A 21,524-nucleotide genomic window follows, 5' to 3' on the forward strand; every position below is an offset into this window, starting at 1 on the left:
TACAAAAAATGAATGCAAAATAGGTTCTCGAAGGGTCAAAATCCGGCGATAGGGAGGTTCTCATGCATCAAGGGCGCCATTTCTTGCAGATTCCAGGGCCGAGCCCGGTCCCGGATCGCATTCTTCGCGCGATGGACATGCCGGTCATCGACCACCGCAGCGCGGAGTTCGCCGCGCTCGGCCGGACGGTGCTGGAGGGCAGCGCCAGGATATTCCAGACCAAAGGGCCGGTGGTGATCTTCCCGTCGTCGGGGACCGGCGCCTGGGAAGCCGCGATCGTCAACACGCTGTCGCCCGGCGACAAGGTCCTGATGGTCGAGACCGGTCACTTCGCCACGCTGTGGCGGCAACTGGCCGGCCGTTTCGGCATCGAGGTCGACTTCATTCCCGGCGACTGGCGCCGCGGCGCCGACCCCGCCCAGATCGAAACAAGGCTTGCCGAGGACACCGCGCACAGCATCAAGGCGGTGATGGTCGTCCACAACGAGACCTCGACCGGCGCGACCAGCCGGATCGGTGACATCCGTGCCGCCATCGACCGCACTTCGCATCCGGCTCTGCTGATGGTCGATACGATTTCGTCGCTGGGCTCGGTCGATTACCGCCACGACGAGTGGAAGGTCGACGTCAGCGTCAGCTGCTCCCAGAAGGGCTTCATGCTGCCGCCCGGCCTCGGCTTCAATGCCATCTCGGACAAGGCCCGCGCGGCGTCGCGCAGCAACAAGATGCCGCGCTCCTATTTCGATTGGGAGGAAATGCTGAAGCCGAACGCCAAGGGCTTCTTCCCCTATACGCCGGCGACGAACCTGCTCTACGGGTTGCGCGAAGCGATCGCGATGCTGCTGGAGGAGGGGCTCGACAACGTGTTCGCCCGCCATCAGCGGCTGGCCGCCGCCACGCGCGCCGCCGTCAACCAATGGGGACTCGAAGTGCTTTGCCAGGAGCCTTCGGAGTTCTCGCCGGTGCTGACCGCGGTGTTGATGCCGCCCGGCCATGACGCGGATCAGTATCGCCAGGTCGTGCTCGACAATTTCAACATGTCACTCGGTGCCGGCCTGTCGAAGGTCGCCGGCAAGGTGTTCCGCATCGGTCATCTCGGCGAATGCAACGAGCTGACGCTGCTTGGCGCGCTCACCGGTGTCGAGATGGGGCTGTCGGTCGCCGGCGTGCCGCATCGCTCAGGCGGCGTCGAGGCCGCCATGCGGCTGCTGGAGCAGCGCGATCAGCGCAACGCGTCGCATCTGAAGGTGGTCGGCACCTAGCCGTCCACCCACAAGACAAACAACAACGCAGATCAGGGAAGGGGAGGATATGAGGCTTCGGTTCAAGGCCACCCATGTCGTGTTGGCCATGCTCTGCGTGATGTATTTCATCACCTATGTCGACCGGGTGAACATCGGCACCGCCGCCGGCGACATCCAGAAGGAGCTTGGTCTCTCCAACACCCAGCTCGGCCTGGTGTTCTCGGCCTTCGCCTATCCCTATCTGCTGTTCCAGGTGATCGGCGGCTGGGTCGGCGATCGCTTCGGGCCGCGCCAGACCCTGTTCTGGTGCGGCATGATCTGGGCCGCGGCAACCGTCATGACCGGCTTTGTCCATGGCCTTGCCGCGCTGTTCGTCGCGCGCTTCGCGCTTGGCTTCGGCGAAGGCGCGACGTTCCCGACCGCGACGCGCGCCATGCAGTACTGGACGCCGGCCAACCGCCGCGGCTTCGCGCAAGGTCTGACGCATTCGTTCGCGCGGCTCGGCAATGCCATCACCCCGCCCGTCGTCGCGCTCCTGATCCTCTGGCTGACCTGGCGCGGCGCATTCGTCGTGCTCGGCATCGTCAGCCTCATCTGGGGTATCGTGTGGGTCTGGTACTTCCGCAACGAGCCGCGGGACCATCGCTCGATCACCGCCGCCGAACTCGCGACATTGCCGCCGCGGCCGAAAGGCGAGCGGCCGAAGGTGCCGTGGGGACCGCTGTTGCAGCGGATGTGGCCGGTGACGCTGACCTATTTCTGCTACGGCTGGAGCCTGTGGCTCTACCTCAACTGGCTGCCGCTGTTCTTCAAGAACAACTACAGCCTCGATCTGAAGAACTCGGCGCTGTTCGCGTCCGGCGTGTTCTTCGCCGGCGTGATCGGCGACAGCATCGGCGGCGTGATCTCCGACCGCATCCTGGAACGATCAGGCAATGTGCGCCTGGCGCGGCTCAGCGTGACGGTCGTGGGATTCGCGGGCGCGCTGCTGTCGCTGATGCCGATCCTGTTCGTTCACGACATCACGGTGGTCGCGCTCTGCCTGTCGGCCGGCTTCTTCTGCGCCGAGCTCGTGATCGGCCCGATGTGGTCGATCCCGATGGATATCGCACCGAAATATTCCGGCACCGCTGCGGGGATCATGAACACCGGCTCGGCTTTCGCGGCCATCGTCTCTCCGCTGGTCGCCGGCTTCGTCATCGACGCCACCGGCAATTGGTACCTGCCGTTTCTGATGTCGATGGGCCTGCTGCTGCTCGGCGGCTTCTCGGCGTTCCTGATGCACCCCGAGTGCCCGTTCGAGGAGGCGAGCGAATCGGCCGCTCCGGGCAAGGTGGTGGCCGCCGAATGAGCGGCTGCCGGCCCCATTGGAGCGCCGTCAGATATGCATGACGGCCCCCCGCCGGGCCGAGGACAAAGCCTGCGAATAGTGATATGCGAGCGGCTTACCAAGACCAAGGCAAGACCGGGAAAGACGCTCATGACCGTGCATACTGGAAGGCATTTTCTGCAGATTCCGGGACCGACCAACGTGCCGGACCGGGTGCTGCGGGCGATGGACATGCCGACCATGGACCATCGCGGTGCCGAATTCGCCGAGATCGGCTTTGCCGTGATGTCGTCGATGCAGCGGGTGTTCCGCACCAAGCAGCCCGTGATCATCTATCCCTCGTCGGGGACCGGCGCCTGGGAGGCCGCAATCGTCAACACGCTGCAGCCCGGCGACAAGGTTTTGATGTGCGAGACCGGGCAGTTCGCCATGCTGTGGCATGGCATCGCCGACAAGTTCAAACTCGACGTCGACTTCATTCCGGGCGATTGGCGCCACGGCGCCGACCTCGAGCAGATCGAGGCCAGGCTGTCGGCCGACAAGGCGCACAAGATCAAGGCCGTCTGCGTGGTCCATAACGAGACCTCGACCGCCTGCGTCACCTATCCGCGCGACGTCCGCAAGATCCTCGACACCCTCAAACATCCGGCGCTGCTGATGGTCGACACCATCTCGGGCCTCGGCTCGCTCGAATATGAGCATGATGCCTGGGGCATCGACGTCTCGATCGCGGGCTCCCAGAAGGGTCTGATGCTGCCGCCCGGCCTTGGCTTCAACGCCGTGTCGGAGAAGGCGCTGGCGGTGGCCAGGGCCAATCCGGGAATGCGCTCCTATTGGGACTGGCAGGAGGTCATCAACATCAACAAGGCCGGCACCTGGCCGTACACGCCCGCCACCAACCTGCTGTTCGGCTTGCGCGAGGCCGTGAAGATGCTGGAGGAAGAGGGGCTGGAGAACGTCTTCGCCCGCCACAAGCGCCACAGCGAAGCGACGCGCGCGGCCGTCAAGGTCTGGGGGCTGGAGACGCAGTGCCAGGAGCAGGGCGCGCATTCGCCGGCATTGACCGCGGTGCGGGTGCCTGATGGCCATGATGCCGACCACTTCCGCAAGGTCGTGCTGGATAATTTCGACATGTCGCTGGGCACCGGCCTCAACAAGGTCAAGGGCAAGGTGTTCCGGATCGGGCATATCGGCCACTTCAACGATTTGATGCTGATGGGCACGCTGTCCGGCGTCGAAATGGGTCTCGATCTGGCCAAGGTGCCGCATCGCGCTGGCGGCGTGCTGGCGGCGATGGAAGTCCTGAAGGGCCGCGAAGCCGCGCAGGCCTCCAAGGCCGTCGCTTGAAAAAGGCCGTCGGCTGAAATCGAATCGCAAAGAACAGAAAGAGCGAGACATGAACGCGCCCGTCGCACCGACTGAAGACCTGATCTATTCCGTCGAGGACGGAATCGCGCGCATCACGTTCAACCGGCCGCAGGCCCGCAATGCGCTGACCTTTGCGATGTATGAGCAGATGGCCTCGATCTGCGAGAACATCAATCAGGATCACTCCATCAAGGCGTTGATCATGACCGGCGCCGGCGACAAGGCGTTCGCCTCCGGCACCGACATCTCCCAGTTCCGCGCGTTCAAGACCGCGCAGGATGCACTGGACTATGAGGCGCGGATCGACCGCGTGCTGGGAACGCTCGAGCAGTGCCGCGTGCCCGTGATCGCGGCGATTGCCGGCGCGTGCACCGGCGGCGGCGCCGGCATCGCCGCATGCTGCGATATCCGCATCGGCACCGAGGCGACGCGGATCGGCTTCCCGATCGCGCGCACGCTCGGCAACTGCCTCTCGATGTCCAACATCTCGCGTCTGGTGTCGCTGATCGGTCCGGCGCGGACCAAGGACCTGATCTTCAAGGCGCGCCTCGTCGAGGCGCCGGAAGCCCTGGCGCTCGGGCTGTTGAACGAAGTCGTGCCCGACGTCGAGACCCTGCAGCGCCGCGCCACCGAGACCGCCAAGCTTGTCGCCGGCCATGCGCCGATCACACTCGAGGTGACCAAGGAAGCGGTGCGCCGCATCCGCCGCACGCTGTCGCGCGAGGAAGGCGAAGACCTCATCCTGCGTGCCTATATGAGCGAGGATTTCCGCGAAGGCATGGACGCGTTCCTCAACAAGCGCGCGCCCAACTTCAAGGGCAAGTAACGGCGGCGAGAGGCTTGGGACGCGCACGACTGTCCGTCGTCATCCCGGGGCGTGCGAAGCGCGAGCCCTCAGGTGCGCAACTGCGTACCGAGGAATGACGGCGGATACGACTCATCGGCCGCGCAACGTCCTCGCTGTCGTCCCGGCGAAGGCCGGGACCCACAACCCCAATGATCATCGTTGCGCGATACCGGAACGACGGTCCCGCTTACAGCTCTGGCTGCGGCGTATGGGTCCCGGCCTTCGCCGGGACGACGATGGTGTATGCCGCCCCATTGAGACTCCATTCGCAATGACGCACCCCCCTCATTCCAAAGTCATACGCCATGCGGCAGTTCGGCGGCTTGAACTCACCTTTATTCTCGGCACAATGACGCGACCCGCCGCTTCGCAGGTTTTGCCAAGCCGAACAAATAGATAGGGAAGAAACACGTGGGACAGATTGTGAAAGCCACGGCTGCCATCGCGGCCTTGCTGCTGAGCACGCCGGCCTTTGCCGGCTGGGAGCCGAGCAAGCCGGTCGAGATCGTGGTTGCGGCCGGCGCCGGCGGCGCCTCCGACCAGATGGCGCGCATGATGCAGGCGGCGATCCAGAAGAACAATCTGATGAAGCAGCCGATGGTGGTCTCGCTGAAGGGCGGTGCCTCCGGTGCGGAAGCGCTGATGTACATGAAGTCCAGCGAGGGCGATCCCAACAAGGTGCTGATCGCCTATTCGCTGATCTACATGCTGCCTCTGTCGGCCAAGATTCCGTTCAACTGGCATGACCTCACGCCGGTTTCGGTGATCGCGCTCGACCAGTTCGTGTTGTGGGACAACGCGTCCGGGCCGAAGACCGTGAAGGAGTTCATCGATGCCGCGAAGGCTGCGAGCGCGCCGTTCAAGATGGGCGGCACCGGCTCCAAGCGCGAGGATCACGTGCTGACCGTGTTCATGGAGCAGAAGACCGGCGCGAAGTTCTCCTATCTGCCGTACAAATCCGGCGGCGAGGCCGCGACCCAGCTGGTCGGCGGCCACACCGAATCCAATGTCAACAATCCCAGCGAAAACCTCGAGGTCTGGCGCGCAGGGCAGGTTCGCGCGCTCTGTGTGTTCGACAAGGAGCGCATCTCCTACAAGACCAAGGTCACCGACACGCAATCCTGGAACGATATCCCGACCTGCAAGGAAGAGGGGCTCGACGTGCAGTATCTGATGCTGCGCGCGATGTTCCTGCCCGGCAAGGTCACGCAGGAGCAGCAGGCGTTCTATGTCGACTTGTTCCAGAAAGTGACGCAGACGGCCGAATACAAGGACTACATGGAGAAGCAGGCGTTGAAGCCGATCTTCCTCACCGGCAAGGATATGGTCGAGTTCCTGCAGGATGACGACAAGCTCAATACCTCGCTGATGAATGCGGCGGGCTTCGTCGCGAAGTAGTGGTCGTGGTTTGCCGTCCACACATACTTCGTCATTCCGGGTTCGATGCTTTCGCATCGCCCCGGAATGACGGAGCAAATGGCCAGCGGCGCTGGCTCGACGTGCGCTACGCATCCCTCGTTGCTTTACCTTCCGCTCGGAATCGCCTTGCATCGCGCGGTCACGCCATCGATATTGCGCCGCGGTAAGGCGCCGTTGCGGGAGCGTGAGGAGCAATCATGACCAAAGCCGTTCTCGGGATCATCGGCGGATCCGGCATCTACGACCTGCCGGGCCTGGAAAATGTCCGCGATGAGGCGATCACGAGCCCCTGGGGCGAACCGTCGGCGCCGCTGCGCCGTGGCGAGATGGCGGGACTGCCGATCGTGTTCCTGCCGCGACACGCCCAGGGGCATGCGCTGTCGCCGTCCGACATCAACTATCGCGCCAATATCGACGTGCTGAAGCGGGCCGGGGTCACCGACCTGGTCGCGCTGTCCGCCTGCGGCTCGTTCAAGGAGGAACTGCCGCCGGGCACCTTCGTGCTGGTCGACCAGTTCGTCGATCGCACCTATAAGCGCGAGAGCTCGTTCTTCGGCAAGGGCTGCGTCGCGCATGTGTCGATGGCGCATCCGGTGTCGCCGTTGCTGGCGAAACATCTCGCCGCCGCGGCCGAAGCGGAAGCCATCGCGTTCGCGCGCGGCGGCACGTATTTGTGCATGGAGGGGCCGCAATTCTCCTCGCTCGCCGAGAGCCTGACCTACAAGACGCAGGGCTATTCGGTGATCGGCATGACCAACATGCCGGAAGCCAAGCTCGCCCGCGAAGCCGAGATCTGCTACGCCAGCGTCGCGATGGTCACCGATTTCGACTGCTGGCACCCGGCGCATGATGCCGTGACCGTGCAGGATATCATCCGCGTGCTGAATTCGAACGCCGAGAAGGCAAAGGCGCTGGTCGCGCGGCTGGCGCGGGATTTTCCGCGCGAGCACGAGCCGTGTCCGATCGGTTCGGACCGCGCGCTGGACACCGCGCTGATCACGGCGCCCACGGCGCGCGATCCGCAACTGCTTGCCAAACTCGATGCCGTTGCTGGAAGGGTGTTGCGGTCGTGAAGAAGTCCTCCAGGAGCGCGCGACGCGAAGGGCGCAGGGCATGAAGGTCGATGGTCGGCATTTTCGCAGTATCTGGCTCGAGCCCGACGGCTGGTCGGTCGGCGCGATCGATCAGCGCCGGCTGCCGCATGAGTTCGTCGTCGCCAAACTCACCACCGCCGACGAGGCCGGCGAGGCGATCAGCTCGATGCTGGTCCGCGGCGCGCCGCTGATCGGCGCGACCGCAGCCTATGGCATGGCGCTGGCGATGCGCGCCGATGCCTCCGACGCGGCGCTTGAGCGCGCCGGCAAGATGCTGGCCGCGACCCGGCCGACCGCGATCAATCTGAAGTGGGCGATCGACGAGATGCAGCGCGCGCTCGCGCCGCTCGCTGCCTCAGCCCGGGCCGATGCGGCCTACGCCCGTGCCCGCGAGATCGCCGATGAAGATGTCGAGATCAACCGCGAGATCGGCCGTCACGGGCTCGGCCTGATCGAGGCGATCGCCGCGACCAAGAAGCCGGGCGAGTCAGTGAACGTGCTGACGCATTGCAATGCCGGCTGGCTTGCAACCGTCGATTGGGGGACGGCGACGTCGCCGATCTATCAGGCGCATGATCGCGGCATCCCGGTCCATGTCTGGGTCGACGAGACGCGGCCGCGCAATCAGGGCGCCTCGCTCACCGCCTGGGAACTCGGTCACCACGGTGTGCCGCACACCGTGATCCCCGACAACACCGGCGGCCATTTGATGCAGCATCGCATGGTCGACCTCGCGATCGTCGGCACCGACCGCGTTGCCGCCAATGGCGACGTCTGCAACAAGATCGGGACTTATCTCAAAGCGCTCGCCGCGCATGACAACGGCGTTCCGTTCTATGTTGCGCTGCCGTCGCCGACCATCGACTTTAGTATCGATGATGGCATCAGGCAGATTCCGATCGAGCAACGCGCGGCAAGCGAGGTTACGCACCTCACCGGGCGGACGGCGGATGGACGGATCGAGACCGTGTGCGTGGTTCCGGACGGCTCAACGGTCGCCAATTTCGGCTTCGATGTCACACCGGCGAGGCTGGTGACGGGATTGATCACCGAGCGCGGCGTTCTCGATGCGAATCGTGCTGCGCTTGCGAGCGCATTTCCCGATCGTTCCAGTTAGCTGAAGGCTGCATTGACGGCGATTGTATCCGCACGCTATCCCAATCGTTGCCCTCGCAACCCAGACCGTCTCGTCCATGTCCAACACCGAACTTGAGATCGTCGTCGACGATCCGACCGCGCCTGAAGAAAATTCGCCTGCCGTCGTCGCGACCGGCGTCGTCGATGTCGTCGCCTCGCTGCTGTTGCTTGCGCTCGCCGCGGTGCTCGGCTGGGACAATTGGCGCACCGGCGCCTCGTGGGACTCGACCGGGCCGCAGCCGGGTTATTTTCCGTTCTATCTCTCGGTGATCCTCGGCGCCGCCAGCCTCTACGGCCTGGGTGCTGCCTTCGTCTCGCGCCGGGAAGCCGCCGAGACCTTCGTCACCCGGGCCCAGTTGCGCCGGGTGATGGCGGTGTTCGTGCCGACATTCCTGTTCTGCCTCGCCACCCAATATCTCGGCCTCTATGTCGCGAGCTTTCTCCTGATCGCAGGCTTCATGCGTCTCGTCGGCAAGATCGCGTTGTGGAAGTCGCTGCTGACTGCCTTCGTCTTCACCGCCGCGATGTTCGTGACCTTCGACGTCGCGTTCGACGTCATCATGCCGAAGGGGCCGCTCGAAGCGGCTCTCGGCCGCTAGCTAACCGACAGGATTTCGAACCATGGAAGCCTTCGGTCTCCTGCTGCACGGCTTCGCCGTCCTTTTGACCTGGAAGACGCTGCTGTTGATGATGGTCGGGCTCGTGCTCGGCATCTTCGTCGGCGTGCTGCCCGGGCTTGGCGGTCCGAACGGCGTCGCGATCCTGCTGCCGCTGACCTTCACGATGGACCCGACGTCGGCCATCGTGATGCTGTCCTGCATCTACTGGGGCGCGCTGTTCGGCGGCGCCATCACCTCGATCCTGTTCAACATCCCCGGCGAGGCCTGGTCGGTCGCGACCACGTTCGACGGCTACCCGATGGCGCAGCAGGGCAGGGCGGCCGAAGCGCTCACCGCCGCGTTCACTTCGTCCTTTATCGGCTCGCTGGTCGCGGTGCTCTTGATCACCTTCCTGGCGCCGATGATCTCGTCGTTCGCGCTGAAGTTCGGCCCGCCGGAATTCTTCGCGGTCTATCTGCTGACGTTCTGCTCGTTCGTCGGCCTCGGTCGCGAAGCCAAGCACAAGACCGTCATCTCGATGTCGCTCGGCCTGCTGCTCGCCGGCGTCGGCATGGATACGGTGTCCGGACAGTTGCGCATGACCTTCGGCTCTGCGGAGCTGCTGCGCGGCATCAACTTCCTCGTCGCCGTGATCGGCCTGTTCGGCATCAGCGAGATCCTGCTCACGATGGAAGAGCGCCTGGCGCTGCGCGGGCACGCCGCCGGCATCAGCCTGCGCGTGGTGCTGTCGGTGTGGAAGGACTTGCCGAAATATTGGGTGACGCTGCTGCGCTCGTCCGTGATCGGCTGCTGGCTCGGTATCACGCCGGGCGGCGCGATCGCGGCGTCGTTCATGGGCTACAACCTCGCCAAGCGCTTCGCCAAGGATCAGGAGAGTTTCGGCAAGGGCCGCATCGAAGGCGTGTTCGCGCCGGAGACCGCCGCCCACGCCTCGGGCACCTCGGCGCTGTTGCCGATGCTCGCGCTCGGCATTCCCGGCTCGGGGACCGCGGCGATCCTGCTCGGCGGCCTGATGGTGTGGGGCCTCAACCCTGGGCCGCTGCTGTTCGTCGAGCACAAGGATTTCGTCTGGGGCCTGATCGCCTCGATGTATCTCGGTAATGTCGTCGGCCTCGTGCTGGTGCTGACCACGGTGCCGATCTTCGCCTCGATCCTGCGCGTGCCGTTCGCGGCCGTGGCGCCGATGATCGTGGTGTCCTGCGCGATCGGCGCCTATGCGATCCAGAATGCGATGTTCGATATCTGGCTGATGCTGGGCTTCGGCGTGGTCGGCTATGTCTTCAAGAAGATCGGGATCCCGCTTGCGCCATTCACGCTCGCATTGGTGCTCGGTAGCCGGGCCGAGGACGCGTTCCGGCTCTCGATGATCGGCTCGGGCGGCGACATGAAGGTGTTCTGGTCGAACGGCCTTGTCGGCACCATCACGACCTTGGCGATCGTGCTGCTGTTCTGGCCGGTGATCGATCGGGCCTTTGCCGGCGTCGCGCGTCTGGTGCGTCCGGCAAAGGCGTGAGGTTCCGGAGCGTTTTCGAGCGAAGTGGACACCGGTTCGCGTGAAGAAAACGCGTCGAGACTAGAATCTCTAGACCACCTTGCGCTGCCGCAGCTCGGCGATCTCGTCCTGGCCGAAGCCGAATTCGGCGAGAAGTTCTTCGGTCTGCTCGCCGAATTCCGGCGGGCGGGCCGCCATCCTGCTCGGCGTCCGCGACAGCGTCACGGGCTGTGCGACCAGCTGAATATCGCGGTTTTCGTCATTGGGGACATGCTGGGCGATGCCGAGATGCTTGACCTGGGCGTCCTCGAACATCTGGTCGATCGAGTAGATCGGCCCGCACGGCACGCCGGCGGCATTCAGTTCCTGCACCCAGGTCTCGGTCGATTTCTTCGCGGTCAGGGCGTCGATCCTGGCATTCAGCGCGTCGCGATTCTTCGAGCGCGCCGGTGCGGTCGCATAGTCGGGATCGGTGATCAGGTCGGGCGCCCCGATCGCCTGGGCGCAGCGCTCCCAGATCCGCCCGCCGGTCGTGGCGATGTTGATGTAGCCGTCGGAGGTCTTGAACACGCCGGTCGGGATCGAGGTCGGATGGTTGTTGCCGGCCTGCTTGGCGACTTCCTTTTCCATCAGCCAGCGCGCCGCCTGGAAATCCAGCATGAAGATCTGCGCCTGCAACAGCGAGGTCTGCACCCATTGGCCTTCGCCGGAGACGTCGCGTTCCAGCAGCGCGGTGAGGATGCCGATCGCACAGAACAGTCCGGCGGTGAGGTCGGCGACGGGAATGCCGACCCGCATCGGTCCGCCGCCGGGCGCGCCGGTCACCGACATCAGACCGCCCATGCCCTGTGCGATCTGATCGAATCCGGGGCGCTTGTGGTAGGGGCCGTCCTGGCCGAAACCGGAGATGCTGCCATAGACGATCCGCGGGTTGATCTTGCGGATGCTCTCATAGTCGATGCCGAGCTTGGCCTTGACGTCCGGCCGGAAGTTCTCGACCACGACGTCCGCCTGCTCGGCCAGCCGCTTGAACACCTCGAGCCCCTTGGGGTCCTTCAGGTTCAGCGTCATGGCGCGCTTGTTGCGGTGCAGGTTCTGGAAATCGGACCCGCCTCGCGGGCCGCCCGGCTGCTCGCCGCCGCCGTCCTCAAGGAGTGCATCGATCTTGACGACGTTGGCACCCCAATCGGCGAGCTGGCGCACGCAGGTCGGCCCGGACCGGACCCGGGTCAAATCCAGCACGGTGAAACGGGACAGGGCTTGGGATGCGCGGGGAAAGGGCATTGAGACACCTTCTTGTTTGGCGGGCCGCTCTGGGGCTACAGCCCCTCTGCCTTAGACAATTTGGCAGGCCTTTCCAACTGTTACGGGGACGACAAATCGGGCAGGAAACGAACAGTCATGGTTCCGTGGAGACCGGCTTCTGCCTTGGCCGTCGTTTAGACCTGCCTTGCGCGGGCCGGCCGTCGGCCGACCCTCGACAATCACCCCGCCGGCTGCTAGCCCCTCGCCATGCCGAATGGGTTTTGCCCTTATGGAAGAGGCACTTGAGGCGTATCGAGGCGATGGACCAAAAGCGGGCATGGCGGTGAAGAAAGGTCCATCCCATCTGCTCGGTAATTCGGCATGGAACGCGACGGCCTTCGCGGTCGCGGTGCTGCTCAATCTCGCGATTCTCCCGTTCGTGATTTTCCGTCTCGGCCTCGCCGCGTTCGGTGTTGCAGGGCTGGTGACGGCCTGCGTGGCGCCGGCGCTGATGTTCAGCAATGCGCTCGGCCTTTCGACCGCGCGCGAGCTCGCGCAACGGCTGGAACCCTCCGATCGCGACGAGGCGCGGCGTTTCTTCGCGACCGCCCTTGCGCTCGCCATCGTTGTGGGCTGCCTGATCGCAGCCCTGCTCGGCCTTGCAGGCGCGCCACTCGCGCGATTGGGATTTCACCTCGGCGGCCCGGCCGCCGACGACCTCGGGCTTGCCTTCGCCTTGGCCGGTGCCGGATGGCTGTGCCAGTGCGTGTTCGCGGTCTTCCTCTCGCTGTTCACGGCGCGTCAGGACTATCGGCGGATCGCGTCGATCAGCATCACGGGCACTGTGGTGACGACGATGTCGATGCTGCTGCTCATCCCGTACGCGCCGCGCGCCTCGACCTTTCTCGGCTGTCAGGCATTGGGCTTCGCAACGAATCTCCTGATGGCGTCCGCCTGGTCGCGGCATGCAATCAGTGACTGGCTGGCACGGCCGGCGCTCGATCGCAGTACGCTGCGCGCGTTGGTCAAGCTTGGCGGCTGGCAGGTTGCGGCACAAAGCGGCGCGCTGTTTGCCGGACAGGCGGACCGCTATCTGCTCGGCGCGCTGCTGCAACCGCAATTCGTCGGCTTCTACAGCGTCGCCCAGCGGCTGGAGGAGGCGGTCTATATCGGTGTGCTGAAGATCGGCGAGATCCTGTTCCCGTTCTTCAGCACGCTGCAGAAGGAGGATGACGATCGCAAGGTCGACCTGCTGCTTCGCTCGTCCTGGATTCTCAACGTGCTGGCCGCGAGCGCGCTCGGCGGCCTGATCCCGGTCGCCGGCGCACTGCTGTATCGATGGACCGGCGCCGAGGTCGCCGCCGAGGCGCAGCTGGTGCTGGTGGTGCTTGCGATCAGCGGAATATTGGGGTCGAGCGCCAACGTGTTCGCGTTCTATCTTTTGTCGCAGGGGCGCTCCAGCTCCAATGCGCTGATCTCGCTCGTCACTGGCATCTTCACGTTGGCAACCAGCGCCGTCGCGCTGCCGTATTTCGGCTGGCAGGCGGCTGGTTGGAGCTCCTGCGTCGGCATGGTCGCCCAGATGGTGGTCACGGTGCTGCTGCTGCGACGTACCTTCAGGCTTTCGGGGATATGGTCACGGATGGTGCACTTCGTCTTGATCCCGCTTGGCACAGGGATAGCCATTGCGCTGGCGCTGCGCTCCCAGCTTGGCCATGTGGCGTTCGACCACGCGCCGTCATGGTGGTATGTGGTGTCGCTCTACGGCGTGTCGGCAGCGGTGATCTTTGTCGCCGCCGTCGCCGTGTCGCAGCTGGGTCCCTATCGCGCCGTCTGCTGGCGGGATCTCCGCATCATCATCACCCGCTTCTTGCCGTTCAAGGCCGTCTAGACATGTGCGGTATCGCAGGCATCGTCAATCTGCGCGGCGCCCCCGTGGAGCCGGCCGACATCTCGCGGCTCACCGCTTTGATTGCGCATCGCGGTCCGTTCGGCGAGGGCACCTGGTTCAACGCGAAGCGAAACGTCGCCTTCGGCCATCGCCGGCTTGCCATCATCGATCCCGGCGAGGGCGGCTATCAGCCGATGGCATCGGGCGATGGCCGCCATGTGATCGTCTACAATGGCGAGATCTACAACTTCCTCGAGCTGCGCCGCGAACTCGAGGCGAAGGGAGTAGTCTTCCGCAGCCAGTCCGATACCGAAGTGATCCTTGCCGCCTGGCAGGCGTGGGGCGAAGACATGTTGCTGCGCTTCAACGGCATGTGGGCGCTGGCGATCTACGACACAGTCACGGATGATCTGTTTCTCGCGCGCGATCGTTTCGGCATCAAGCCGATGCTGTACGCGCTGTCGTCCGAGCGGTTCGTGTTCGCGTCCGAGCAGCGCGCGCTGGCGCGGAGCGGGCTGGTCGAGACGTCGCTCGACGTCGACGTGGCGCGGCGGCTGTTGCTTGACCCGTTCGGGATCGAAGGCAGCGAGCGGACCCTGTTCGCGCAATTGCGCCGCCTCCAGGGCGGCCACTGCATGTGGTTGCGCCAGGGGCGCGTGCAGCTGCGCCGCTGGTGGCGGACGGTGGATCACCTGCCTGATATCCCGGATACCGAAGCTGAACGCGTCGCGCGCTTTCGCGACCTGTTCCAGGATTCCGTCGCGCTCCGCATGCGCAGCGACGTTCCGATAGGCACCTGCCTGTCCGGCGGCTTTGACTCGTCCGCGGTGATCTGCGCCATGGCGAGCCATGAGAAGGCCGGCATGGGACCGCGTGACTCGACCGCCTGGCGACACGCCTTTGTCGCGACCTTTCCCGGCGCCAGCAATGACGAGCGGCCGATGGCCGAGGAGGCGGCCGCGTGGGCCAAAGTGGCGCCGAGCTTTCTCGAGATCGGTCGCTCCGATGCGCTCACCGACCTTGATCGCATCCTTGACGACAATGACGACGTCTATATCGGGCTGCCGAGCGCGCCTTGGCTGATCTATCGCGAACTGCGGCGCCAGAACGTCACTGTCTCGCTTGACGGCCACGGTGCGGACGAATTGATGGGGGCCTATTTGCAGGAAGGACAGTCGGCCGCATTCAAAATCCGCAACGCGGCGGCCGCGCTCACGTCCCGATCGCAACTTGCGCAGCGCGGCATCGACTTCCTGCGGGCGCTGATGATCAGGCGCCAGGGACACTATTTCCTGCGCGGCGGCCTGACGGCGATGCCGGCGCCGCTGCCGCTGGTCGCCGAGAATGACGAACTGCCTGATACGTGGGGCGCGCTGAACCGACGCCTCTACCGCATGTTCCACTCGACCACGCTGCCGACCATCCTGCGCAATTTCGACCGGCTTTCGATGGCGCACGGGATCGAGGTGCGCATGCCGTTCATGGACTGGCGGTTGGTGACCTATACGATGGCGCTGCCTGAAACCAGCAAATCGGCCGATGGCATGACCAAGGTGGTGGCGCGGCAGGCGATGGCGAACCTGATGCCCGAAAGCATCCGCACCGCGCGCCGCAAGGTCGGATTCAACTCGCCGATGCCGGAATGGCTGAACGGACCGTTGGCAGGCTGGACCGCGGAATTGCTCGATCGGAATGTCCCGGCATTTGCCGAGTTCGTCGACGAAGCACCGCTTCGAACGGCGGTCGGCCGCTTGACGGCGTCGCAGGGTTGGGATTGGGAATCCGTCGGCCGGATCTGGCCATACCTGAACATGAAATGGATGTTGGCGAGGGCCGCGTAACCGATGCGTCTGTTCCAGAATAGCGGTCTCTATCCGTCTTATCTGCCGCGATTGAATCAGCTGGCGGCAAAAGCCTCGACCTTCGCGGCGCGCCGCGACGTGTTCCTGCACGATCGCTTTGGCGCGGCGCATATTCTCAAGCCCGTGCTTGACGGTGCATCCGACGCCTTCTTCACCAATGGCGACGACGAAGCGCTGCAGCGGCAGTGGGCGCGCGAGCAAGGCATGCAGGGCACGCCGACGCTCGAGGCCATTCTACTGGCGCAGATCGAGCACCACAGAACCGAAGTGTTCTACAATCTCGATCCGGTGCGCTATCCCAGTGTGTTCGTCGCCAAGCTTCCCGGCTGTGTGAAGAAGACGCTGTGCTGGCGCGCTGCGCCATCGGGAAATGCCGATTTGAGCGCCTATGGCGCGGTGCTTGGAAACTTCCCCTCGATCCTCGAGGCCTGGCGCGGCAAGGGCTGCCGGGCGGAGCTTTTCTTCCCCGCGATCGATCCTGTCATGGAGCAGTACGGCCACGGCGAACGGCCGATCGACGTAGCGTTTGTCGGTGGATATTCACGGCATCATAGCGCGCGGGGCAGGACCCTCGAACAGGTCGCGGCGCTTGCGGCTGACCGCAACATCGTGTTCTGTCTCGATGCGTCGCGGCTGACACGGCTCGCCGAAAGCGCGGTCGGTCGATTGCTGCCGCTCGCGAAACACCGGCGCCCCGACGTCATCGCGCGAATCGCAAGGCCGCCCGTGTTCGGCCGGGACCTCTACGAACTGTTCGGATCAGCCAAGATCGTGCTCAACGGCGCGATCGACATGGCCGGTAACGATCGCGGCAATATGCGCTGCTTCGAGGCGATGGGCTGCGGGGCGCTGCTGGTGTCGGATGCGGGCAACTATCCGGAGGCGATGCAGGACGGCGTCACGATGCGCACCTACGACGCGCCTGAGAGGGCAGCCGGGGCGATTTCAAGCAGCCTGCAGGATTGGCCGCAATGGGCCGCGATCGCTGCAACTGGCCGGAGCCGCGTGCAGGAGACCTATGGCAAGGCCATGCAATGGGCAAAGTTTATCGATCTCGTCGCGCGGATTGAGCCGTGCTAGACGGGGCAAAGAGCCGGCCTGAGGGCGGGCGATCGGACCGGAATGATGTCTGCAAGTGACTTGATCTATCAGCTGAAATGGGTTGCAGACGGACTTGCTGTGCCGCTGTTCAGGTTGCGGCCGCGGCCGTTCGGCCCGGGTTATCAGACGGTCAAGCGCGATACCATCACCTCCGCCATCGACGCCGGCCTGCTTCAGGCGGGGAAGGAGCTTCCGCCTGGCTACGGCATCGCCATGGATGAACGCGTGGTGGAATATCCCTGGGTCTACGGCCGATTGAACAATGTCGGCAAGATGCTGGACGCGGGATCGACGTTCAATCACGACTTCCTGCTGCAGCGTCCGCCGCTGCGCGGCGCGGATCTCACCATCATGACGCTGGCGCCGGAGCGGCGGTGCTATTGGCGTGATGGCTATTCCTACGTGTTCGGCGATCTCCGGAAGACGATGTTCGGCGATCATGTCTTTGACACCGTCGCCAGCATTTCGACGATTGAGCATATCGGCCTCGACAATCAGATGCTGTACACCGACGATCCGCGCGACGCCGAGACCGATCGGGACGGCTTCGTTCCGGCAGTGAAGGAATTCAAGCGCATTCTCAAGCCCGGCGGGACCTGCTTGATCTCCGTGCCGTTCGGCAGGCGCGGGAATCTCGGTTGGTATCAGGTGTTCGATCTTGCCATGATCGAGCGGATCATCGAGGCATTCGGCGCGACATCTCATCATGTCGACTATTTCGGCTATTCGCGACAAGGCTGGGCGCGCCAGAGCGCCGAGGCGCTCGCCGAGGCGACCGTATTCGACATCCACACCGGCAAGGGACAGGGCGATGATCTTGCTGCGTCGTCGCGCGCCGTCGCTTGCCTGCAGTTGACGGCATGAATTTCGACTACCTGGTCCAGCGTCTGATCGGTCGCGCGACTTGCCGGTTGCAGGAGGACGCGGCGCTCGGCCGCCATGCCAGGATCAGAAACATCCGCGGCGATTCCGACAAGATCGTCGTCGGCCGCAATAGCCGGATCCTGGGTGAGCTTCTGACCTTCGCGCATGGTGGGGAGATCAAGATCGGCGAGTGGTGCTACGTCGGCGAGGGAACCCGGATCTGGTCGGCGGCCTCGATCGAGATCGGCAACCGCGTTCTGATCTCGCATTCGGCGAATGTGTTCGACAATCTCACCCATCCGCTGCGGGCGGCGGAGCGGCACCGGCAGGTCCAGCAGATTTTCACGCGCGGGCATCCGAACGATATCTCGCTTGACGAGAGCCCGGTAAGGATTTGCGATGATGCCTGGATCGGCGCGGCTGCGATGGTGTTGCGCGGGGTAACGGTCGGGCAGGGCGCTATCGTCGCGGCAGGCGCGGTCGTCACAAGGGATGTCGCGCCGTTCTCGATCGTGGCGGGCAATCCGGCCGTGCTGGTGAGGGAGCTCGGCCCCGATGAACGGTGAGCGCAAGTTTACCACCTGGGAGGAGGCGGTGGTCTGGCTGCGCAATCAGCCGGAGCAGCGCCAGCTCGTGCTCGACGCATTCTACGACGATCCGCTGGTCGGTGCCGCTGAACGCTATTTCCAGAGTTCGGAGTGGCAGGCGGTCGCGGCGCTGCTCATCGGCCGGTCCGGCACCGCGCTCGACGTTGGCGCCGGCCGCGGCATTGCGAGCTACGCGCTCGCGAGGAACGGCTTTGCCGTGACGGCGCTGGAGCCGGATCCCAGCGCGATCGTCGGCGCGGCGGCGATCCGGGATCTGGCGCAGCAGACCCAGCTGCCGATCCGGGTGGCCGAGGAATTTTCCGAGCGGCTGCCGTTCGCCGATGCGACATTCGATCTCGTCTTCGCCCGAGCCGTGCTGCACCATACGCGCGATCTCGAAGGGGCATGCCGGGAGATGTTTCGCGTGCTGCGGCCCGGCGGCATGCTGATCGCCGCGCGCGAGCATGTCATCAGCAAGGAGGCGGACCTTCCGCAGTTCCTCGCGCAGCATCCGTTGCACCACCTCTACGGCGGCGAGCATGCCTTCCTGCTCGATCGCTACACTGGCGCGCTGACCAGCGCCGGATTTTCCGCGATCGACACGCTGGCGCCGCTGCAAAGCCCGATCAACCTGTTTCCTTACACGCTCGAGACACTGAAGGCCGCGATCGTGACCAAGCTGTCGCAAAAGATTCCGGTGGCGCCGCTGTGGCGAACCGCGCTCGGGTCGCGGCGTGTCTTCGGATCGCTGCTCTCGATGGCCGAACGTTTCGACAATCGGCCCGGCCGGCTCTACTCCTTTGTCTGTCACAAGGCCTGAACAATGATCGTCTGGGTTACCGGCGCGAACGGGTTCATCGGTCGCCATCTCGTGCATGAACTGGCGGGAGCCGGCCATGCGGTGCATGGCGTCGGGCACGGTGCGCTCGACGCAACGGAAGCCCGGCGGCTTGGCTTGCAGAGCTGGATCAACGGTGAGATCGATGCAGCCAATCTCAATGCGCTCGCGACGGCGCACGGGCTGCCGATGCGCATCTTTCATCTGGCCGGTGGATCGTCCGTCGGCGTCTCGATCGAGCGGCCGTTCGAGGATTTTTCGCGGACGGTTGCGAGCACCGCGCGGCTGCTGGAATGGCTGCGCGGATCGGCGCCGAACTGCGCGGTGATCGCGGCGTCGAGTGCGGCCGTTTATGGAGCCGACCATTTCGGTCCGATCGCTGAAAGTGCCGTCCCAACTCCGATGTCGCCATACGGGCAGCACAAGTCCATGATGGAGCAATTGTGCCGGAGCTACGCGCAGTCGTTCGGCATCCGCTGCACTGTCGTGCGGCTGTTCTCGGTCTATGGACCCAATCTGCGCAAACAGTTGCTCTTCGACATTTGCTCGCGGCTGCAGGCCAAGGAGCAGGTGCTGACGCTCGGCGGGACGGGAAACGAAATTCGCGACTGGACCGACGTTCGCGATGTCGCGCGGCTGCTTGCCAGCGTCGCGGAACCGTCGTCGCAGGAAACCTTCCGCGTCATCAATGGCGGGTCAGGCCGCGGGACCAGCGTTGCCGACATCGCAGCCGGCCTCATCCGGCAGTGGGGCAGCAAGACCGTTGTGCGGTACTCGGGAATAAGCCGACCCGGTGATCCCGTGAGCCTGTTGGCCGACGATGCAATGCTGCGCCATGTCGGGTTCGACTGGCGCATTCCGCTCGATCAGGGCCTTGCCGAATACGTGACCTGGTTCAAAGGGCAGGCTTCGTGACGCCCCGCCCATTGCGGTTCGCGTTCGGTCATATATCGCGACGGCTTTGGGCCGGCGGGTACAATTATCAGCGCAATCTGTTCGCGGCGCTCGCGCGGTTTCTGCCCGGCGAATTCGTTCCGGTCGTCTTTGCCGGGACTGGAGCCGACGAGCATGAACTCGCTGAGCTTGCCGCGATACCGGGTGTCGAGGTCGTCCGATCGGAGGCATTCGACGGACAGCCGGGGTTGGCTGCGGCGCTCGGGCTTGGTCTGGACCGCGGAGCCGCAGCGGCGTTCCGCGCCGCGCGTGTCGATGTCGTCGTTGAAGCCGCGCGCTTCTTCGGCTGGCGGCTGGCTATCCCGGCGGTGGCGTGGATTCCGGACCTGCAGCACCGTTCGATGCCTCAGCTGTTTCCAACGACGGCGCGTTGGCGCCGCGAGATCGGCTTTCGCGTTCAGATCGCGTCGGGACGAACCATCATGCTGAGCAGCGAGAGCGCCTTCCGGGATTTCAAAGCCTACTATCCGCATGCAAGAAATCGCGTCAGCGTCGTGCGCTTTGCGACCCAGCCGCCGGCTGCGTTCCTGAACACGGCACCCTCGGAAGTGATCGCGAGCTACGGCCTGCCGGAAAGCTATTTCTATCTGCCCAATCAGTTCTACCGCCACAAGAACCACCAACTCGTGGTCGATGCGCTGACGATCCTGAAAGAACGCGGCACCAACGTGGTGGTCTGCGCCTCCGGCAGCACGGAGGACCGCCGCGAGCCGGGCTACTATGATCTGGTCAATTCCGTCGTCCAAAAGCGTGGCCTCGAAGCGCACTTCCGGCACCTCGGCGTGATCCCGTTGCCGCACGTCTACGCGTTGTTGCGGGCTTCAACCGCACTGCTCAACCCGTCGCGCTTCGAGGGATGGAGCACCACTGTCGAGGAGGCGAAATCGTTCGGCGTTCCCATGATCCTGTCGGATATCGACGTGCACCGCGAGCAGACTTCAGGCGCAGCCCGCTATTTCGGCGTCGATGATCCGGTCGCGCTGGCGGACCACCTGATGCAGGCCTCACGGGACGCCCACGGGCTCGTCGTTCGCGATGTCGTCGCGCACCAGGACGAGAGCGTCAGCGCCTTCGCGGCAAACTTTGCAGCCACGATGCGACAGGCTGCCGATTAGCCAGTCCAGGACTGGACGAAGGTTGAGCGCCAATCGGACCGAGGACGCTCCCGGAAGTCAGGATGGACCGGAAGACGTCTCCGGGGCCGGCCTCGCGGACCGCAATTGGATGACGGGTGGGGTTGCGGTTGCAATCGCCGCCGGTCCTGTTCTGGATCGGAATGTCCGATCCCGGCCGACGAGCGTACTGTGTCAGACACTTACGACCATGCGTCGGTCGGCGGTCGCGTGTTGCGGAGTCGACGCCGACCAAATGTGTACAAATGTTTCTGGTGGGGATAACGTGTACGTTTTTGCGAGACATCCGGGTCCGGCGCCTCAAGCGCGGAAGGAATGATAGGGATGTAATAGCCCATTTGGATGGAAGCGGTTCCAAGGCCCCGGCCTCACGGTGCATTTGGCTCAACGGCAGGTTGTGACGACCATGATCGAGCAGCGGATGTCTTACAGGTGCTCGCTATTGTGACGATTCAACAAAAGGTCCGACGGCTGGGTGGAGGTTGTTGACTCGGCTTT

18 protein-coding genes are annotated in these 21,524 nt (G+C 64.4%); 17 read left to right on the forward strand and 1 reads right to left on the reverse strand.

Going from position 1 to position 21,524, the window contains the following annotated elements; translation table 11 throughout:
• The first annotated feature begins 62 nt into the window (after positions 1–62).
• The 9 genes from H8A92_RS06455 (at position 63) to H8A92_RS06495 (ending at position 10,572) form a co-directional block, all read left to right on the forward strand.
• Complete coding sequence (locus H8A92_RS06455; protein WP_229194991.1) at positions 63–1,262, forward strand: pyridoxal-phosphate-dependent aminotransferase family protein; 1,200 nt, start codon at positions 63–65, stop codon at positions 1,260–1,262.
• A gap of 49 nt (positions 1,263–1,311) precedes the next feature.
• Positions 1,312–2,595 carry an MFS transporter gene (locus tag H8A92_RS06460; RefSeq protein WP_229194992.1) on the forward strand — a complete coding sequence of 428 codons (1,284 nt, stop codon included), beginning with the start codon at positions 1,312–1,314 and terminating at the stop codon, positions 2,593–2,595.
• Positions 2,596–2,724: 129 nt separating this feature from the next.
• Positions 2,725–3,921 carry a pyridoxal-phosphate-dependent aminotransferase family protein gene (locus tag H8A92_RS06465; RefSeq protein WP_229194993.1) on the forward strand — a complete coding sequence of 399 codons (1,197 nt, stop codon included), beginning with the start codon at positions 2,725–2,727 and terminating at the stop codon, positions 3,919–3,921.
• Positions 3,922–3,970: 49 nt separating this feature from the next.
• Positions 3,971–4,768, forward strand: coding sequence for an enoyl-CoA hydratase/isomerase family protein (locus tag H8A92_RS06470; RefSeq protein ID WP_229194994.1), 798 nt, complete (start codon positions 3,971–3,973; stop codon positions 4,766–4,768).
• Between the two features lie 432 nt (positions 4,769–5,200).
• On the forward strand, positions 5,201–6,187 hold the full coding sequence (locus H8A92_RS06475; protein ID WP_163162580.1) for a tripartite tricarboxylate transporter substrate-binding protein: 987 nt from the start codon (positions 5,201–5,203) through the stop codon (positions 6,185–6,187).
• A 218-nt stretch (positions 6,188–6,405) separates the two neighbouring features.
• Positions 6,406–7,281: an S-methyl-5'-thioadenosine phosphorylase gene (locus tag H8A92_RS06480; protein ID WP_229194995.1), complete on the forward strand. Its 876-nt coding sequence runs from the start codon at positions 6,406–6,408 to the stop codon at positions 7,279–7,281.
• Between the two features lie 40 nt (positions 7,282–7,321).
• Complete coding sequence (gene mtnA / locus H8A92_RS06485) at positions 7,322–8,419, forward strand: S-methyl-5-thioribose-1-phosphate isomerase (RefSeq protein ID WP_229194996.1); 1,098 nt, start codon at positions 7,322–7,324, stop codon at positions 8,417–8,419.
• A gap of 76 nt (positions 8,420–8,495) precedes the next feature.
• Positions 8,496–9,038, forward strand: a complete 543-nt coding sequence (locus H8A92_RS06490; RefSeq protein ID WP_229194997.1) for a tripartite tricarboxylate transporter TctB family protein — start codon at positions 8,496–8,498, stop codon at positions 9,036–9,038.
• 22 nt (positions 9,039–9,060) lie between these two features.
• Positions 9,061–10,572: a tripartite tricarboxylate transporter permease gene (locus tag H8A92_RS06495; protein WP_229194998.1), complete on the forward strand. Its 1,512-nt coding sequence runs from the start codon at positions 9,061–9,063 to the stop codon at positions 10,570–10,572.
• A gap of 69 nt (positions 10,573–10,641) precedes the next feature.
• Here H8A92_RS06495 and H8A92_RS06500 read toward each other — a convergent pair whose 3' ends face one another.
• Positions 10,642–11,835 (reverse strand): CaiB/BaiF CoA transferase family protein, encoded by a 1,194-nt coding sequence (locus tag H8A92_RS06500; RefSeq protein ID WP_229194999.1) that lies wholly within the window; start codon positions 11,833–11,835, stop codon positions 10,642–10,644.
• Positions 11,836–12,133: 298 nt separating this feature from the next.
• Between H8A92_RS06500 and H8A92_RS06505 the strand changes: the two genes are divergently transcribed.
• Genes H8A92_RS06505 through H8A92_RS06540 form a run of 8 tightly spaced genes read left to right on the forward strand, consistent with a single transcriptional unit; the run spans position 12,134 to position 21,008 of the window.
• A complete protein-coding gene (locus tag H8A92_RS06505) occupies positions 12,134–13,687 on the forward strand; it encodes a lipopolysaccharide biosynthesis protein (protein WP_229195000.1) in 1,554 nt (517 codons plus the stop codon).
• Between the two features lie 2 nt (positions 13,688–13,689).
• Positions 13,690–15,528, forward strand: coding sequence for an asparagine synthase (glutamine-hydrolyzing) (gene asnB / locus H8A92_RS06510; protein WP_229195001.1), 1,839 nt, complete (start codon positions 13,690–13,692; stop codon positions 15,526–15,528).
• Positions 15,529–15,531: 3 nt separating this feature from the next.
• The gene (locus tag H8A92_RS06515) at positions 15,532–16,629 is read left to right on the forward strand and encodes a glycosyltransferase family protein (protein WP_229195002.1); all 1,098 of its coding nucleotides are present in this window, start codon (positions 15,532–15,534) and stop codon (positions 16,627–16,629) included.
• Between the two features lie 45 nt (positions 16,630–16,674).
• Complete coding sequence (locus tag H8A92_RS06520; RefSeq protein WP_229195003.1) at positions 16,675–17,514, forward strand: methyltransferase domain-containing protein; 840 nt, start codon at positions 16,675–16,677, stop codon at positions 17,512–17,514.
• Positions 17,511–18,080: an acyltransferase gene (locus H8A92_RS06525; protein ID WP_229195004.1), complete on the forward strand. Its 570-nt coding sequence runs from the start codon at positions 17,511–17,513 to the stop codon at positions 18,078–18,080. The genes H8A92_RS06520 and H8A92_RS06525 overlap by 4 nt, the downstream gene beginning before the upstream one ends.
• A complete protein-coding gene (locus H8A92_RS06530; RefSeq protein ID WP_229195005.1) occupies positions 18,070–18,921 on the forward strand; it encodes a class I SAM-dependent methyltransferase in 852 nt (283 codons plus the stop codon). The genes H8A92_RS06525 and H8A92_RS06530 overlap by 11 nt, the downstream gene beginning before the upstream one ends.
• A gap of 3 nt (positions 18,922–18,924) precedes the next feature.
• A complete protein-coding gene (locus H8A92_RS06535; protein ID WP_229195006.1) occupies positions 18,925–19,854 on the forward strand; it encodes an NAD-dependent epimerase/dehydratase family protein in 930 nt (309 codons plus the stop codon).
• Positions 19,851–21,008, forward strand: coding sequence for a glycosyltransferase family 4 protein (locus H8A92_RS06540; protein WP_229195007.1), 1,158 nt, complete (start codon positions 19,851–19,853; stop codon positions 21,006–21,008). The genes H8A92_RS06535 and H8A92_RS06540 overlap by 4 nt, the downstream gene beginning before the upstream one ends.
• The last annotated feature ends 516 nt before the right edge of the window (positions 21,009–21,524 follow it).

The sequence above is a fragment of the Bradyrhizobium acaciae genome, assembly GCF_020889785.1.
GTDB lineage: Bacteria > Pseudomonadota > Alphaproteobacteria > Rhizobiales > Xanthobacteraceae > Bradyrhizobium > Bradyrhizobium acaciae.

Coding starts and splice junctions, on each gene's coding strand:
- H8A92_RS06490 (WP_229194997.1), top strand. CDS start 8,496: ATGTCCAACACCGAACTTGAGATCGTCGTCGACGATCCGACCGCGCCT.
- H8A92_RS06515 (WP_229195002.1), top strand. CDS start 15,532: ATGCGTCTGTTCCAGAATAGCGGTCTCTATCCGTCTTATCTGCCGCGA.
- mtnA (WP_229194996.1), top strand. CDS start 7,322: ATGAAGGTCGATGGTCGGCATTTTCGCAGTATCTGGCTCGAGCCCGAC.
- H8A92_RS06495 (WP_229194998.1), top strand. CDS start 9,061: ATGGAAGCCTTCGGTCTCCTGCTGCACGGCTTCGCCGTCCTTTTGACC.
- asnB (WP_229195001.1), top strand. CDS start 13,690: ATGTGCGGTATCGCAGGCATCGTCAATCTGCGCGGCGCCCCCGTGGAG.
- H8A92_RS06470 (WP_229194994.1), top strand. CDS start 3,971: ATGAACGCGCCCGTCGCACCGACTGAAGACCTGATCTATTCCGTCGAG.
- H8A92_RS06465 (WP_229194993.1), top strand. CDS start 2,725: ATGACCGTGCATACTGGAAGGCATTTTCTGCAGATTCCGGGACCGACC.
- H8A92_RS06460 (WP_229194992.1), top strand. CDS start 1,312: ATGAGGCTTCGGTTCAAGGCCACCCATGTCGTGTTGGCCATGCTCTGC.
- H8A92_RS06530 (WP_229195005.1), top strand. CDS start 18,070: ATGAACGGTGAGCGCAAGTTTACCACCTGGGAGGAGGCGGTGGTCTGG.
- H8A92_RS06480 (WP_229194995.1), top strand. CDS start 6,406: ATGACCAAAGCCGTTCTCGGGATCATCGGCGGATCCGGCATCTACGAC.
- H8A92_RS06505 (WP_229195000.1), top strand. CDS start 12,134: ATGGCGGTGAAGAAAGGTCCATCCCATCTGCTCGGTAATTCGGCATGG.
- H8A92_RS06500 (WP_229194999.1), bottom strand. CDS start 11,835: ATGCCCTTTCCCCGCGCATCCCAAGCCCTGTCCCGTTTCACCGTGCTG.
- H8A92_RS06535 (WP_229195006.1), top strand. CDS start 18,925: ATGATCGTCTGGGTTACCGGCGCGAACGGGTTCATCGGTCGCCATCTC.
- H8A92_RS06520 (WP_229195003.1), top strand. CDS start 16,675: ATGTCTGCAAGTGACTTGATCTATCAGCTGAAATGGGTTGCAGACGGA.
- H8A92_RS06525 (WP_229195004.1), top strand. CDS start 17,511: ATGAATTTCGACTACCTGGTCCAGCGTCTGATCGGTCGCGCGACTTGC.
- H8A92_RS06455 (WP_229194991.1), top strand. CDS start 63: ATGCATCAAGGGCGCCATTTCTTGCAGATTCCAGGGCCGAGCCCGGTC.